This is a genomic window from Methylobacterium gregans (assembly GCF_022179245.1).
GTDB lineage: Bacteria > Pseudomonadota > Alphaproteobacteria > Rhizobiales > Beijerinckiaceae > Methylobacterium > Methylobacterium gregans.
Genome location: NZ_BPQM01000007.1, coordinates 13,360 through 27,483 on the forward strand (window position 1 = coordinate 13,360; position 14,124 = coordinate 27,483).

The 14,124-nt window shown below is 70.5% G+C and carries 14 protein-coding genes; 2 read left to right on the forward strand and 12 right to left on the reverse strand.

Features of this window, described 5'->3' with window-relative positions:
- Positions 1-68: 68 nt before the first annotated feature.
- The 7 genes from atpD to MFF54_RS01705 all read right to left on the reverse strand — a co-directional run bounded on the left by atpD (position 69) and on the right by MFF54_RS01705 (position 6,572).
- Positions 69-1,529, reverse strand: coding sequence for a F0F1 ATP synthase subunit beta (gene atpD, locus MFF54_RS01680; RefSeq protein ID WP_238300780.1), 1,461 nt, complete (start codon positions 1,527-1,529; stop codon positions 69-71).
- Positions 1,530-1,595: 66 nt separating this feature from the next.
- Complete coding sequence (locus MFF54_RS01685; RefSeq protein ID WP_238300781.1) at positions 1,596-2,477, reverse strand: F0F1 ATP synthase subunit gamma; 882 nt, start codon at positions 2,475-2,477, stop codon at positions 1,596-1,598.
- Positions 2,478-2,550: 73 nt separating this feature from the next.
- Entirely contained in the window at positions 2,551-4,080 is a 1,530-nt protein-coding gene (gene atpA, locus MFF54_RS01690; RefSeq protein ID WP_109953195.1) for a F0F1 ATP synthase subunit alpha, read from the reverse strand.
- Positions 4,081-4,137: 57 nt separating this feature from the next.
- Positions 4,138-4,710 (reverse strand): F0F1 ATP synthase subunit delta, encoded by a 573-nt coding sequence (locus MFF54_RS01695; protein ID WP_238300782.1) that lies wholly within the window; start codon positions 4,708-4,710, stop codon positions 4,138-4,140.
- 232 nt (positions 4,711-4,942) lie between these two features.
- Entirely contained in the window at positions 4,943-5,071 is a 129-nt protein-coding gene (locus MFF54_RS27575; protein WP_283206237.1) for a hypothetical protein, read from the reverse strand.
- A 103-nt stretch (positions 5,072-5,174) separates the two neighbouring features.
- The gene (locus MFF54_RS01700) at positions 5,175-5,861 is read right to left on the reverse strand and encodes a DsbA family protein (protein ID WP_238300783.1); all 687 of its coding nucleotides are present in this window, start codon (positions 5,859-5,861) and stop codon (positions 5,175-5,177) included.
- 84 nt (positions 5,862-5,945) lie between these two features.
- Positions 5,946-6,572 (reverse strand): 2-hydroxychromene-2-carboxylate isomerase, encoded by a 627-nt coding sequence (locus MFF54_RS01705; RefSeq protein WP_238300785.1) that lies wholly within the window; start codon positions 6,570-6,572, stop codon positions 5,946-5,948.
- Between the two features lie 197 nt (positions 6,573-6,769).
- Between MFF54_RS01705 and MFF54_RS01710 the strand changes: the two genes are divergently transcribed.
- On the forward strand, positions 6,770-8,008 hold the full coding sequence (locus MFF54_RS01710; protein ID WP_238300787.1) for an argininosuccinate synthase: 1,239 nt from the start codon (positions 6,770-6,772) through the stop codon (positions 8,006-8,008).
- A gap of 241 nt (positions 8,009-8,249) precedes the next feature.
- Here the strand turns inward: MFF54_RS01710 and MFF54_RS01715 are convergent, their stop codons facing one another.
- On the reverse strand, positions 8,250-8,822 hold the full coding sequence (locus MFF54_RS01715; RefSeq protein WP_238300788.1) for a hypothetical protein: 573 nt from the start codon (positions 8,820-8,822) through the stop codon (positions 8,250-8,252).
- Between the two features lie 63 nt (positions 8,823-8,885).
- Complete coding sequence (mtgA, locus tag MFF54_RS01720) at positions 8,886-9,674, reverse strand: monofunctional biosynthetic peptidoglycan transglycosylase (protein ID WP_238300789.1); 789 nt, start codon at positions 9,672-9,674, stop codon at positions 8,886-8,888.
- 21 nt (positions 9,675-9,695) lie between these two features.
- Between mtgA and MFF54_RS01725 the strand changes: the two genes are divergently transcribed.
- The gene (locus MFF54_RS01725; RefSeq protein ID WP_238300791.1) at positions 9,696-10,670 is read left to right on the forward strand and encodes a polyprenyl synthetase family protein; all 975 of its coding nucleotides are present in this window, start codon (positions 9,696-9,698) and stop codon (positions 10,668-10,670) included.
- Between the two features lie 156 nt (positions 10,671-10,826).
- On the opposite strand, the gene MFF54_RS01730 is transcribed toward MFF54_RS01725, so the two are convergent.
- The 3 genes from MFF54_RS01730 to MFF54_RS01740 are packed head-to-tail and all read right to left on the reverse strand — an operon-like array spanning position 10,827 to position 14,056.
- Positions 10,827-11,516: a uracil-DNA glycosylase gene (locus tag MFF54_RS01730; RefSeq protein WP_238300793.1), complete on the reverse strand. Its 690-nt coding sequence runs from the start codon at positions 11,514-11,516 to the stop codon at positions 10,827-10,829.
- A complete protein-coding gene (locus tag MFF54_RS01735) occupies positions 11,513-13,051 on the reverse strand; it encodes a bifunctional metallophosphatase/5'-nucleotidase (protein WP_238300794.1) in 1,539 nt (512 codons plus the stop codon). Before MFF54_RS01735 ends, MFF54_RS01730 begins: the two co-directional genes overlap by 4 nt.
- Positions 13,052-13,105: 54 nt before the next feature.
- Positions 13,106-14,056 (reverse strand): class I SAM-dependent methyltransferase, encoded by a 951-nt coding sequence (locus MFF54_RS01740; RefSeq protein ID WP_238300796.1) that lies wholly within the window; start codon positions 14,054-14,056, stop codon positions 13,106-13,108.
- Positions 14,057-14,124 lie beyond the last annotated feature (68 nt).

Consider the following 14,124-nt stretch of genomic DNA (forward strand, 5'->3'; position numbering starts at 1 on the left):
CCCGGCCCGCGTGCGGGCCGGAGCCGATAGAGCGCCCCTCCCCTGAGAGCGGGAGGGGCGGGGTTGCCTTACGCCGCGGCCTTCAGCTTCTTGGCCTTCTCCTGGGCCTCCTCGATGGTGCCGACCATGTAGAAGGCGGCCTCGGGCAGGTCGTCGTAGTCGCCGTTCACCAGGCCCTTGAAGCCCTTGATGGTGTCCTCGAGGGCGACCTGCTTGCCGGGCGAGCCCGTGAAGACCTCGGCCACCGAGAAGGGCTGCGAGAAGAAGCGCTCGATCTTGCGGGCGCGGGCCACCGTCAGCTTATCCTCCTCGGACAGCTCGTCCATGCCCAGGATCGCGATGATGTCCTGGAGCGCCTTGTAGCGCTGCAGGGTCTGCTGGACACGGCGAGCGACGGTGTAGTGCTCCTCGCCGAGGATGGTCGGCGAGAGCATGCGCGAGGTCGAGTCGAGCGGGTCCACCGCCGGGTAGATGCCCTTCTCGGCGATCGAGCGCGACAGCACGGTCGTGGCGTCGAGGTGGGCGAACGAGGCGGCGGGCGCCGGGTCGGTCAGGTCGTCGGCCGGCACGTAGATCGCCTGCACCGAGGTGATCGAGCCCTTGGTGGTGGTGGTGATGCGCTCCTGCAGGGCGCCCATGTCGGTGGCCAGCGTCGGCTGATAGCCCACCGCCGAGGGGATGCGGCCGAGAAGCGCCGACACCTCGGAGCCCGCCTGAGTGAAGCGGAAGATGTTGTCGACGAAGAAGAGCACGTCCTGGCCCTCGTCGCGGAACTGCTCCGCGATGGTCAGGCCGGTGAGGGCGACGCGCGAGCGGGCACCGGGCGACTCGTTCATCTGGCCGTAGACCAGAGCGCACTTGGAGCCCTCGGCCGAGCCGTTGTTCTCCTTCGGGTTCTTGTTGACGTTGGACTCGATCATCTCGTGATAGAGATCGTTGCCCTCACGGGTGCGCTCGCCCACGCCGGCGAAGACCGAGTAGCCCGAGTGCACCTTCGCGATGTTGTTGATCAGCTCCATGATCAGCACGGTCTTGCCGACGCCGGCGCCGCCGAACAGGCCGATCTTGCCGCCCTTGGCGTAGGGGGCGAGCAGGTCCACCACCTTGATGCCGGTGACGAGGATCTGCGCCTCGGTCGATTGGTCGGCGTAGGGGGGGGCCGGCTGGTGGATGGCGCGGTAGGTGTCGGTGACGACCGGGCCCGCCTCGTCAATCGGCTCGCCGATGACGTTCATGATGCGGCCGAGCGTGTTCATGCCGACCGGCACCTTGATGGGCTCGCCGGTATCGGTGCACTCCTGGCCGCGGGTCAGGCCCTCGGAGGTGTCCATCGCGATACAGCGGACGGTGTTCTCGCCGAGCTGCTGGGCCACCTCGAGCACGAGGCGGGCGCCGTTGTTCTTGGTCTCGAGGGCGTTCAGAATCTCCGGTAGGTGGCCGTCGAACTGCACGTCGACGACCGGGCCGATGACCTGGGTGATCTTGCCGACCTTGTTTGAGCCGGTGCCGGGGAGAGCGGTGCTGGCCATGTGTGCGGACCCTTCAATTCCGTGGCGGACGGAGCGCGCTCTGCGCGCTCGGGATTCGTTTCAGGATCAGAGCGCCTCGGCGCCCGAGATGATCTCGATGAGTTCCTTGGTGATCATGGCCTGACGCGTGCGGTTGTAGACCAGCGTCTGCTTCTTGATCATCTCGCCCGCGTTGCGCGTGGCGGAGTCCATGGCGCTCATGCGGGCACCCTGCTCGGAGGCCGCGTTCTCGAGGAGCGCGCGGAAGATCTGCACCGTCAGGTTCTTCGGCAGCAGCGCGTCGAGGATCGACTCCTCGTCGGGCTCGAACTCGAGGGCCGCATCCGTGCCGGGACCCTTGGTCTGCGCCTGCGGCAGTTCGGCCGGGATGATCTTCTGCGCGGTCGGGATCTGCGAGATCACCGAACGGAACTCGGCGTAGAACAGGGTTGCGACGTCGAACTCACCGGCTTCGAAGCGGCGCAGGATGTCCTCGGCGATCTCGGAGGCGAACTCGTAATCGACCGGCTTGTTTCCGCGGATGTCGCGCGAGGCGACGATCTGGTCGCGGAACTGGCGGCGCAGGACGTCGAGGCCCTTCTTGCCGACCGTCATGATCTTGACGGTCTTGCCTTCCGCCATCAGCCGGTTGGCGTGGTCGCGGGCGAGACGCGCGATCGAGGAGTTGAAGGCGCCCGCGAGTCCCCGGTCGCCGGTGCAGACCACGAGCAGGTGGACCCGGTCCTGGCCCGTGCCGGAGAGCAGACGCGGGGCGCCGACGCCGTCCACGAGGCTACCCGCGAGGTTGCCGAGCACCGCCGCCATCTTCTCGGCGTAGGGGCGGCCGTTCTCGGCGGCCATCTGGGCGCGCCGCAGCTTGGCGGCGGCGACCATCTGCATGGCCTTGGTGATCTTCTGCGTCGCCTTCACCGAGGTGATGCGGTTCCGCAGGTCCTTCAAACTCGGCATCGAAGCGGTCCGGTGGTCTCAAGGGCCAGAGGCGGAGGCGCCGAACGGCGCCCCCGCAGTTGATGCCGTGCGCTTACGCGACGCTCTTGGCGACGCCCTCGACGACGCTCTTGAGCTTCGCCGCGTTGTCGTCCGAGAGGTCCTTCGAGGTGCCGATCGCGTCGAGCAGGTCCTGGTGCTTCGAGCGAAGCGTGGAGAGCAGCGCGTCCTCGAAGGGACGGACCTTGGCCACCGGCAGCTTGTCGAGGTAGCCGTTGACGCCCGCGTAGATCACCGCGACCTGCTCCTCCATCTTCAGCGGCGAGAATTGCGGCTGCTTCAGGAGCTCGGTGAGCCGCGAGCCGCGGTTCAGGAGCTGCTGGGTCGAGGCGTCGAGGTCCGAGCCGAACTGCGCGAAGGCGGCCATCTCGCGATACTGTGCGAGCTCGCCCTTGATCTTGCCGGCGACCTTCTTCATCGCCTTCGTCTGGGCCGAGGAGCCCACCCGCGAGACCGAGAGGCCGACGTTCACCGCCGGGCGGATGCCCTGGTAGAACAGGTCGGTCTCAAGGAAGATCTGGCCGTCGGTGATCGAGATCACGTTGGTCGGGATGTAGGCCGAGACGTCGTTGGCCTGGGTCTCGATGACCGGCAGAGCGGTCAGCGAGCCGTTGCCGGCGGCATCGCCCATCTTGGCGGCGCGCTCGAGCAGGCGCGAGTGGAGGTAGAACACGTCGCCCGGATAGGCCTCGCGGCCCGGCGGGCGGCGCAGCAGCAGCGACATCTGGCGATAGGCCACCGCCTGCTTGGAGAGGTCGTCGTACACGATCACGGCGTGCATGCCGTTGTCGCGGAAGTACTCGCCCATGGCGCAGCCGGCGAAGGGCGCGATGAACTGCATCGGCGCGGCGTCCGAGGCGGTGGCGGCGATGACGATGGAGTACTCCAGGGCGCCCTGGTCCTCCAGTACCTTCACGAACTGCGCGACGGTGGAGCGCTTCTGGCCGACCGCCACGTAGATGCAGAAGAGCTTGGCCTTCTCGTCCGTGCCCTGGTGCGCGGGCTTCTGGTTCAGGATCGTGTCGAGGGCGATCGCGGTCTTGCCGGTCTGGCGGTCGCCGATGATCAGCTCGCGCTGGCCGCGGCCGACCGGGATGAGGGCGTCGATCGCCTTGAGGCCGGTGGCCATCGGCTCGTGCACGGACTTGCGCGGGATAATGCCCGGAGCCTTCACGTCGACGCGGCGGCGCTCGGTCGACTGGATCGGACCCTTGCCGTCGATCGGGTTGCCGAGCGCGTCCACGACGCGGCCGAGAAGGCCCTTGCCGACCGGCACGTCCACGATGGCGCCGGTGCGCTTGACGGTCTGGCCTTCCTTGATCTCACGGTCGGAGCCGAAGATCACGATGCCGACGTTGTCCTGCTCGAGGTTGAGGGCCATGCCGCGGACGCCCGACTCGAACTCGACCATCTCGCCGGCCTGGACGTTGTCGAGGCCGTAGGCGCGGGCGATGCCGTCGCCGACGGACAGGACCTGCCCGACCTCGGAGACCTCGGCCTCTTCGCCGAAGTTCTTGATCTGCTCTTTCAGGATCGCGGAGATCTCGGCGGCGCGGATGTCCATCGTCGGGCCTCTTGTCTGGATCTGTTCAGTGTCGGTGTCGGATGCGGTGCGCCGGCTTTACCGGGCTTCGCGCATCGCGAGGCGGATGCCGTTGAGCTTGGTGCGGAGCGAGGCGTCGACCATGCGCGAGCCCATCTTCACGACGAGGCCGCCGATCAGGCTCGGGTCGACGTGGAGGTCGACCGCGACCTCGGACTTGGCGATGTCGCGCAAGCTGGCCGTGATCTCCTCGAGAACCGCGTCGGAGGGCTTCTCCGCCACGCGCACCTCGGCGCGAACGATGCCCTTCGATCCCTGCACCAGGGCGCGGAAGGCGGTGATCATCCCGGGCAGGGCGAACAGGCGGCGGTTCGCGGCCGTGAGGCGGATGAAGTTCGCGGCGAGCCCCGTGACGCCGGCCTTCTCGATCACGGCGGCGATCGCGGCGGCCTGCTGCTCGGCGGTGAAGACCGGGCTCTTCACGAGGCGGCGGAGATCCGCGCTCTCCTTGAGCAGGGCGTCGAACCGGTCAAGACCGGCAGCGACCTCATCGATCTGGCGCTCGTCCCGGGCCAGATCGAACAGGGCGGAGGCGTAGCGGCCTGCCATGCCCGCGACGAGGGGACCTGCATCGGAACCGTTCTGCGCCACCCGCCGCTCTCTCTTTGCCTTGCCCGCGGTTTCGTCCCGGATCCGTGCCCGCATCGGGCTCGGAGAGGACGGCCGTAGGAAATGGGATTGTCCCGGGAAACCGGGGGCATAGAGACCCCTGCCCGGCGCGGCGACCGCCTAGCATGGCAACATGGTGGCACGCAAGGCGAAGGGCGCGCGGCAGACCGAGGGCGACGCGGTGGATCGGGCTGAGCCGGATCGCTGTTCCGACTCAGCGGCGCCGGCCGGCTGCGAGGCGGCTCGCCCAGCTACGGACCGGGGACTCGATCATCTCGGCCACGAGCACGCCGGCGATGACGGCGGCGACCATGACGAGGAGCTGGGCGGTGAGGGCGTGCATCGTTTGTCCACAAGCTTAGGCACCCTCCCGCCGAGCCGGGTCCGGGCATCCGCAGGATGAGCGCCGATCCTTTCCAGAGGCTGACTTGGCGCGCGAGCCCGGTTCAGCAGGCGAGCTTGTCGCAGCGCCGTGTGCTGGCGATCATCCGTGCCAGCGAGCGGGCACCGGGATGGCCAAGGACTCCGGCGTTTCCGAGGACGTAGGAGGGCGTGGCGTAGAGGCCGAGATCGGCGGCCATGCGCATGTGGCTCTTCAGGGCCAGCCGAACCTCCTCGCTGTCGGCGACCGCCTCGATCTCGGCGGCCGGCACGCCGAGGCCACCCGCGACCGCGAGCGCCGCCGGGCCGTCGATCCGGCCGGGCCGTCCGAGCAGCGCGCGGTAGAGGTCCCAGGCGGCGGCCGAGCCGAGGCGGCGCTGGACCGCGAGCATCACCTTGGCGGCTTGGGCCGATTGCGGCGACAGGATCGGGTTGTGCACGAGCCCGATCCGCAGGGCCGCGTCGCTGCCCTGGAGCGAGACGACGTCGGCGGCGGCCTTCCGGCACCAGGGGCAATTGAAGTCGAAGAACTCGTAGAGCGCGGTCTCGGCCTCCTTCGGCCCCGCATAGGTGACGCCGCGCAGAGCCGGGATCTGGCCGGTGATCTCGCCCGGCAGGATCGCGTTCGCAATGGCCTTGCCCTCGTCGTTCTCGACCGCGACGCGCTGGCCGTAGGACTGGGCGAGCCCGGCGACAGGCGCGAGGATTGCGCCGGCGGAGACCGCGAGGAGGCGGCGGCGTGTCAGGGGCATCGGGTCGTTTTCCGTCTCTCCGGGCGCCGCGCTTCTGGCGGCGCCACCCGGAGATAGAGAAGCTTCCCGGCAGAACCTGGGCCGTCAGCGCACCCCCGGCGGCCGATCGCCGATCGCCCAGGCCAGCGCCTGCTCCAGCCGGTCGTTGCCCCAGAACAGCTCTCCGTCCTCGGTGAGGAAGCTCGGCGCGCCGTAGATGCCGCGCGAGCGCGCCTCCTCGCCCGCGACGCGCAGGCGAGTCTTGTTGGCCTCGGCGCTCGCGGCCTTCAGGAGCTGGGTACCGTCGAGTCCCAGCGAATCGAGGATCGCGATCACCGCCGCCGGCTCGGCGATCGAGCGCCCTTCCGCGAAGCTCGCCCGGTAGACGGCCTGCGTGAAGGGGACCAGCCACGCCTCGCCCTGGCCGAGGATCGCCGCGCGGGTCGCCGAGAGGCTGTTCTGCGGGAACGGATCGGGGCGCGTCACGGCGGGCAGTCCGAGGCGGGCGGCCTCGCGCTGGAGGTCGCGCCACATGTTGCGGCCCTTGGCCGGGAACAGGTTGAAGGGCGAGGTGGTCCAGCCCTGCGCGGCGAAGATCGGCCCGAGCAGGAAGGGGCGCCAGCGCACCGCGACCCCCGCCTCGCGCGCCGCCGCCTCGATGCGCATGGCGGCGAGATAGGAGTAGGTCGAGGCGAACTCGTACCAGAACTCGATGGTCGGCTGGCGGGCCATGGGGAACGCGTCTCCGAACGGAGGAACATCAAAGCAAGCGCCGAGCCGTCGCGGTCCCGCAGCAGTGCGGCGCTTCAACCCTGAGATGGGGCGGCAGCGTTGCAGGTCGAACGCCCCGGCCGGCACGCCGGTTGCAGCCCGATGGTGCGCGCGATAAGCCGCCCGCGACCCCTGCCCTCCTGCTCCGGAACCCCACGATGTCCGCTCCCGACCAGAAGCCCGTGAAGAAGGTCGTGCTGGCCTATTCCGGCGGCCTCGACACCTCGATCATCCTGAAGTGGCTGCAGACCACCTACGGCTGCGAGGTCGTCACCTTCACGGCCGATCTCGGCCAGGGCGAGGAGCTGGAGCCGGCCCGCAGGAAGGCTGAGCTCCTCGGCATCCGGCCCGAGAACATCTACATCGAGGATCTGCGCGAGGAGTTCGTCCGCGACTACGTCTTCCCGATGTTCCGCGCGAATGCCGTCTACGAGGGCGTCTACCTCCTCGGCACCTCGATCGCCCGTCCGTTGATCGCCAAGAAGCAGATCGAGATCGCCGAGAAAGTCGGGGCCGACGCGGTCTGCCACGGCGCCACCGGCAAGGGCAACGACCAGGTCCGGTTCGAACTCGGCTACTACGCGCTGAAGCCCGATGTCACCGTCATCGCCCCCTGGCGCGAGTGGGATCTCCGCTCGCGTGAGCAGCTGATCGCGTTTGCCGAGCAGCACCAGATCCCGATCGCGAAGGACAAGCGCGGCGAGAGCCCGTTCTCGGTCGACGCCAACCTCCTGCACGCCTCCTCCGAGGGCAAGGTGCTGGAGGATCCGGCCGTCGAGGTGCCCGACTATGTCTACTCGCGCACCCTCTCGCCGGAGGAGGCGCCGGACCAGCCGACGGTGATCACCATCGGCTTCGAGCGGGGCGACGCAGTCTCGATCGACGGTGAGAAACTCTCGCCCGCGAGCCTGCTCGCCAAGCTAAATGAGCTCGGCCGCGCCAACGGCATCGGCCGCCTCGACCTCGTCGAGAACCGCTTCGTCGGCATGAAGAGCCGCGGCATGTACGAGACGCCCGGCGGCACCATCCTGCTGCCGGCCCACCGCGCCATCGAGTCGATCACGCTCGACCGCGGCGCCGCGCACCTCAAGGACCAGCTGATGCCGCAATACGCGGAGCTGATCTACAACGGCTTCTGGTTCAGCCCCGAGCGCGAGATGCTCCAGGCCCTCATCGACAAGAGCCAGGAGAAGGTAACCGGCACGGTGCGGCTGAAGCTCTACAAGGGCGGCGTGCACGTGATTGGCCGGACAAGCCCGAACTCGCTCTACGACCAGGACCTCGTCACCTTCGAGGAGGGCGCGGTCGCCTACGATCACCGGGACGCGGCGGGCTTCATCAAGCTCAACGCCCTGCGGCTGCGCACCCTGGCCCAGCGGAAGAAGCGCGAGAGCTGAGGCACGCGGCGGTCGGCCGGGACGGTCTCGATCGTCCTGGTCGGCCCCTCGGCGACAACCGCGCCGTCATTCCGGGGCGCCGAAGGCGAGCCCGGAATCCATGCCCACCGCAGTCTCAGGATCTGCTGCTTCGGTGTTCATGGATCCCGGGCTCCGCTGAGCGGTCCCGGGATAACGGCGTGAGCGGCAATCGGCTGTCTTGCGAGATCGGCAGCCGCATGCCGGGCACAGGGGCCGCGTGCTACGCGTAATCCCCCGGCGCGATGTCGGCGTAGCGCAGGAAGATCTGCAGGGCCGGCTGCATCGCGTGGTGCAGGCGGGCCGGGTCCTCTGCCGCACCCCCCAGGATCCGGGCCATCGAGCCCCCGAGATCCGCATCCCCGTAGGGCGCCGCCGGGTCGACCCGCGGAACGCCCTGCGCCTCGTCCCAGAGGACCGCGAGGTGCGGGATCAGCGCGAGATGCGCCGCCTCGACGTCGAAGGTGATCTGCTCCGGCGCGTCGCCGCCCGCGTCGCGGAAAACGTCGCCGGTGCGGGCGGGATCGAGCTTCACCAATGGGTTGTGGTAGGTGAAGCGGCCGGGCTTCAGGGTCGCGTGCCGCACGAAGGCCGCGAGCGCGGCGCCGACCGCGCGGTGCTCCTCCTCCGCCCCCTCGTCGTCGCCCGTGACGTTGGCGATGTCGCCGTCCCGGTCGGTGCTGCCGTAGGGCGCGTCCGGGTGGATCATCGGCGCGCCGTGCGCCTCCGGGTTCCAGGCCACCACGAGGCGGCGGATCAAGGCGATCCGCTCCAGGGTGATCTCGGTCTCGGGCATCGGGTTCTCCTCGGCTCGAGCCTCCATACCCGATTTCCCGGCCCTGTCGCGCCCCGCGGAGGCTCACCCACGCACGCAGCCCATCAGTCCCTCGACCTGTCCCATGCGGGCCTGGATCCGGGCCGCGATGGCCCGGACGCTTCGCGAGGGCTTGCCGGCGCTGCGCTGGATCGGGTTCGGCAGCGCGGCGGCGAGCAGGGCCGCCTCCTGGCGCGTCAGGTTGCGGGCATCCTTGCCGAACCAGTGCCGCGACGCGGCCTGCGCGCCGTAGATCCCGTCGCCCCACTCGGCGACGTTGAGGTAGATCTCCAGCATGCGCCGCTTGCCCCAGAGCGCGTCGAAGGCCGCCGCGAGCGGAATCTCCAGGGCCTTGCGGATGTAGGAGCGCCCCGGCCAGAGGAAGACGTTCTTCACCGTCTGCATCGCGATGGTGGAGGCGCCGCGGCTCGGGCCGTCCTCGTCCTCGACCACGTCGCGGAGCGCGCCGAGATCGACGCCGTGATGCAGGCAGAAGCGCTGGTCCTCGGAGGTGAGCACCGCCTGGACGAGGTTCGGCGAGATCCCTGAGAGCGGCACGGCCTCGCGGGCTACCGGCTGCAGCGTCAGCCAACGGCCGAGCATCAGGGTTGAGGGCGGCGTCACCGCGCTATAGACGAGCCCCAGCGCGAGCACGAGGACGAGCCCGATGGCCGGGACGAGCAGGACCAGCCCGACGAGCCGGCGCAGGCGCCCGGGACCGGCCCTGCGCTCAGAGATGCCCGAACGGCGTCGCAGCGGCTGCTCCTCCGCAATCGCCGCCGGCGGGCGGGCCTCGACTCTGGTCTCCTCCGCCCGCACAGCGCTGCGTCTCATCCTCCCCAAGGCCCCGTGACCATGACCTCGTTCCCCTCCTCAACGCAGGCGATCCCCGAATCGGTCAAGCTGGCCGCGACCCCGGACGTGTTTACCCACAAGCTTGCCACGGTGGCGGGCGAGGTCGAGCGCTTCATGGTGGATCTTCTCGACGGCGAGGTCCGCCCCGGCGAGATCGCGCGGCCCCCGCGGCTGATGGAGGCGATGCGCCACGCGGTGCTCGGCGGCGGCAAGCGCCTGCGCCCGTTCCTGACGATCGAGACCGCCCGCATGCTCGGCGGCCCCGAGGCCGGGGCCATGGCGGCGGGCGCGGGCGTCGAGCTCGTGCACTGCTACTCCCTCGTCCACGACGACATGCCGGCGATGGACAACGACGACATGCGCCGCGGCAAGCCGACTGTGCACAAGGCCTACGACGAGGCGACCGCGATCCTGGTCGGCGACGCGCTCCAGACGCTGGCCTTCGAGATCACCGCCGACCCGCAATGGCAGGCGGACGCCCGCGTGCGCGCCGACCTCGTGCTCGGCCTCGCCAAGGCCTCGGGCCTCGGCGGCATGGTGGGCGGCCAGCTCCTCGACCTCTCGGCGGAGGGCCGCTTCGGCACCGTGTCCCTCGACGTGGACGACACCCTGCGCATGCAGGCGATGAAGACCGGCGCGATCCTGGCCTTCTCGGTCGAGGCCGGCGCCATCGTGGGCGGGGCGAGCGCCGACGAGCGCGCGGCACTCCTCCGCTACGGCGTGGCGCTCGGCCAGGCCTTCCAGATCGCCGACGACATCCTCGACCGCGAGGCCTCGCCCGAGGCGATGGGCAAGGCAACCGGCAAGGACAAGGATGCCGGCAAGGCGACGCTCGTCGACCGTCTCGGCCTCGACGGCGCGCGGGCCGAGTGCGACCGGCTGGTCGGCGTCTGCGACGAGGCGGTGGCGCGCTGGGGCGACCGGGCGCAGGTTCTGCGCGACGCGGCCCGCTTCACGGTGGCGCGCAAGGCCTGACGGGCGCCGGGCTCGGTCGAGGCCGGAATGCATGGACGCAACGGGTGCCGTCCCCGCGCGCTCTCCCTCCCCCGCAGAAGGGGGAGGGATGCGCGCTGAGCCGACCGAAGTGCGATTTAAGAAACCTGTTGCCGGCCGGGTTGGGAAATAGTTCGCTCAGCCCAGCCGCCAATTGATCGGCGCGAGCCCCCGCGCCTCCAGCCACGCGTTCGCCGTCTCGAAAGGCTTCGAGCCGGGGAAGTCCCGCGCCCGGTTCAGCGGCGACGGATGCCCACTCTCGATGACGGCGTGGCGGTTCCGATCGATCAGCGCCGCGCGGGCGCGGGCCTGGGCGCCCCAGAGCAGGAAGACGGCAGGCTCTGGCCTGGCCGAGACCGCCTCCACCGCCTCGTCGGTGAGCCGGGCCCAGCCGTAGCGCAGATGCGCCCCGGCCTTGCCGGCCTCGACGGTCAGCGCGCTGTTGAGGAGCAGCACGCCCTGCCGCGCCCAGGGCGTCAGGTCGCCGGAGCGGGGTTTCGCGGGATCGACCTCGGCCAGGATCACCTTCAGGGAGGCCGGCAGCCGCCCCGCGCCGACATACGAGAAGGCGAGCCCGTTGGCGTCGCCCGGGGTCGGGTAGGGATCCTGGCCGAGGATCACCACCTTCACGGCCTCCGGCGGGGTGAGCGCGAGCGCGGCGAAGATGTTGCGCGGCTCCGGCAGAACCCGCGCGCCCTCCGCGATGCGGGCATCGACCCGCGCCGCGACCGCCTCGGCCGCGCCCTCCCGGAAGAAGGGCAGCGCGGTCCAGGGCGAGCCGGATGCGCGGAAGGCGGCCAGTGCGTCGGCGACGGGCGTCTGGCTCATTGTGCTACCACCAAGCGCTCGCCCGCGCGGATCGCGATGGGGCTGTTGCGGCGGAGATACGTGATCACTTCGTTTGCCACGAGCTTGCCGTCGGTGGTCCCAATCAGGGTGCGCCCGGCGCGGAGCGCCCCGTAGCCGTTGCCGCCGTCGTAGAGGAAGTTGTTCGCTGCCACCGTATAGATCCGCGCTGGATCGAGCGGCGCGCCGTCGACCGAGACGGAGAGGACGCGCGAGCCCGGCGGCCGTTCCGGATCGAGCCGCACCACGAGGCCGGAGACCTGCACGAGGCGGCCCGCCGGCCGACCGTAATCGGCGAGCCCGTTCTCGAGGAGCGCCAGCAGGGCGGCGCCCGTGATCGCGACCAGCACGACCGTGTTGCCGAAGGGCAGTTCCTGCAGGATGTCGCGCCGGGTGAGCTCCGTGCCGGCCGGGTAGAGCCGGTTGCCGCGGATACCGCCGCCGTTCATCAGCGCGACCTCGGCGCCGGTCGAGGCCCGCAGCGCGTCGGCCACGAGGTCGCCGAAGCTCGCCTCCCGGGCGCGCACGCTGGCGACCCGACTGTCGAGGGGCAGGCCGGTCCGCCCTACGGCCACGTCGAGCTCGCGCGAGAGGTCGGCCTCGAAGCCGCGCACCAGCGCCAGCGTCTCGGGATCGGGCGCGACGTCCCGCGTGTCGTGGATGCGGAAGCTCGGGCGCCAGCGCAGCCGCCGCTCGGCCCCCTCCCCCTCGTGGGTGCAGCGCAGGTCGATCGCGGTGACGAAATGCGCGTCAACGCTCGATTCGGCGAGCACGCGCTGGCCGTCGTAGCGCAGGAACAGGTCGTGGTCGTGGCCCGACAGGATGATGTCGGCGTGGCCCGCTGCCAGCATCGCCATGTCGGTCGCCCGATCGGTGTGGACAACCGCCACGACGATCTCGGCGCCCTCCGCGCGCAGCAGCCGCGCCTGCTCGGCGAGCGTCTCCGCCTCCGGACCGAAGCGGAGCGTGCCGCTCTGCGACTTCTCGGGCGTGCTCCTCAGCGCGATGCCGGTGACGCCGACCCGCACGCCGCCGAGATCGGTGACGAAGCGGTCCGCGACGTCCGGCAGAGGCTTCCCCTCGCCGTCGCGGAGGTTCGCCGCGAGCGTCCGGAACGCCGCGTCGTGGATCCGCTCCTGGAACACCGCCGGCCCGAAATCGAACTCGTGGTTGCCCGGTACGAACACGTCGGGCGGGGCGAGGGCCAGCAGCGCCATGATGTGCGCGCCCCGGTCGAAGCCCGACATCAGGGAGGGCGAGAGCGTGTCGCCGGCATGCGCGTAGAGGACCGGCACGCCGCGCGCCCGCTCGGCCTTCACCACCGCGTTGAGCCGCGCGAAGCCGCCGCGGCCCTCGACCTCGCCCATCAGGTAGATGTCGTTGACGAGGAGTAGGGTGAGGGTCGGGCGATCGGCCGGCGCCTCGGCCGCGGCGGCCGGCAGGGCGGTGCCGAGCCCGGCGCCAAGTCCGGCGCCGAGTCCGAGTCCGAAGGTCTGGCGGCGGCTCGGTTCGCGCATGACCCCTCGCCTAGCGCGCCGCTCCGACGCGCCGATGACGTGCCGGACGACCCCTCACCGGCTGAACGTGTCGCGGACCGCCTTGGCGTTGCGGCGGACCATCGGCCAGATCCAGGCGCCGGAGGCGAGATAGGCGCCCGGCGCCATCGGGCGCAGATCCGCCGCGAGGCGCTGCGCCAGACCCGGCACCGCGAGCCGGCCTGCCGGCGCGTCGGTCTTGCGGTAGACGACCGTGGTGTCCTCGCGCCAGTAGGCCTCGTCGGGCACGAGTCCCGCGCGGCGGGCGAGCAGGTCGAAGGTCTCGCGCACGTAGCCGTGCACGTGGGCGAAGTGGAAGCGCTCATGCGGCGGCTTGCCGGTGGCGGCCATGTTGGGCACCGCGGCGTAGAGCCGTCCGTCCGGCTTCAGCCAGCGGGCGAGGCGCTCCATCACCTCGGCCGGATCGCGCAGGTGCTCCAGCACGTGGTGAGTGCTGATCACGTCGAAGCTGCCGGGTGCGAAGGTCGCGTCGTCCGCCTCGTCCAGAACCTCGACGCCGTAGGTCTTGCGGGCGAAGGCGGCGTAGTCGCGCCCCGGCTCGACGCCGATCACGTCGCAGCCCTTGGCCCGGGCCGCGGCCAGGAACTCGCCCGAGCCCGAGCCGAAATCGAGGAGCCGGGCGCCCGGCACGAGCTTCGGCGCCAGGAGGTCGGCCCGGAAGGCGGCCTCGCGGCCAGAGCGCTTGACGTGGTGGGGCGGTGGGCCGCCCGCGAAGGCGAGCTGGTAATCCGCCCGGTAGGCGGTGGCGTAGTACTCGGCCAGTTCCGCGGGCGTCGGCATCGGATCAGTGCGGATCAGACCGCACTGGGTGCAACTGATCGAGCGCAGCACCTTGAGGCGCCGGTCGCTCTCGGCCACCACCACGGAATCCGCGCATCCGCACAGATTGCACGCCGCGGGCGCGCCCGTATAGGGGTAGCCGGTGAACGGCACGAAGTGCCTGAGGAAGTAGCGGGGAGACGGCATGTCGCGCCCTGTGTCCGATCTTCGCAAACCCGCTTCGTGCTCTAGATAGATAAGCCCGTCGAGACAAT

What these genes read in the sequence shown, in the direction of transcription:
- atpD (WP_238300780.1), bottom strand. Translation starts at nt 1,529, where the DNA reads ATGGCCAGCACCGCTCTCCCCGGCACCGGCTCAAACAAGGTCGGCAAG.
- MFF54_RS01685 (WP_238300781.1), bottom strand. Translation starts at nt 2,477, where the DNA reads ATGCCGAGTTTGAAGGACCTGCGGAACCGCATCACCTCGGTGAAGGCG.
- atpA (WP_109953195.1), bottom strand. Translation starts at nt 4,080, where the DNA reads ATGGACATCCGCGCCGCCGAGATCTCCGCGATCCTGAAAGAGCAGATC.
- MFF54_RS27575 (WP_283206237.1), bottom strand. Translation starts at nt 5,071, where the DNA reads ATGCACGCCCTCACCGCCCAGCTCCTCGTCATGGTCGCCGCCGTCATC.
- MFF54_RS01700 (WP_238300783.1), bottom strand. Translation starts at nt 5,861, where the DNA reads ATGCCCCTGACACGCCGCCGCCTCCTCGCGGTCTCCGCCGGCGCAATC.
- MFF54_RS01705 (WP_238300785.1), bottom strand. Translation starts at nt 6,572, where the DNA reads ATGGCCCGCCAGCCGACCATCGAGTTCTGGTACGAGTTCGCCTCGACC.
- MFF54_RS01710 (WP_238300787.1), top strand. Translation starts at nt 6,770, where the DNA reads ATGTCCGCTCCCGACCAGAAGCCCGTGAAGAAGGTCGTGCTGGCCTAT.
- MFF54_RS01715 (WP_238300788.1), bottom strand. Translation starts at nt 8,822, where the DNA reads ATGCCCGAGACCGAGATCACCCTGGAGCGGATCGCCTTGATCCGCCGC.
- mtgA (WP_238300789.1), bottom strand. Translation starts at nt 9,674, where the DNA reads ATGAGACGCAGCGCTGTGCGGGCGGAGGAGACCAGAGTCGAGGCCCGC.
- MFF54_RS01725 (WP_238300791.1), top strand. Translation starts at nt 9,696, where the DNA reads ATGACCTCGTTCCCCTCCTCAACGCAGGCGATCCCCGAATCGGTCAAG.
- MFF54_RS01730 (WP_238300793.1), bottom strand. Translation starts at nt 11,516, where the DNA reads ATGAGCCAGACGCCCGTCGCCGACGCACTGGCCGCCTTCCGCGCATCC.
- MFF54_RS01735 (WP_238300794.1), bottom strand. Translation starts at nt 13,051, where the DNA reads ATGCGCGAACCGAGCCGCCGCCAGACCTTCGGACTCGGACTCGGCGCC.
- MFF54_RS01740 (WP_238300796.1), bottom strand. Translation starts at nt 14,056, where the DNA reads ATGCCGTCTCCCCGCTACTTCCTCAGGCACTTCGTGCCGTTCACCGGC.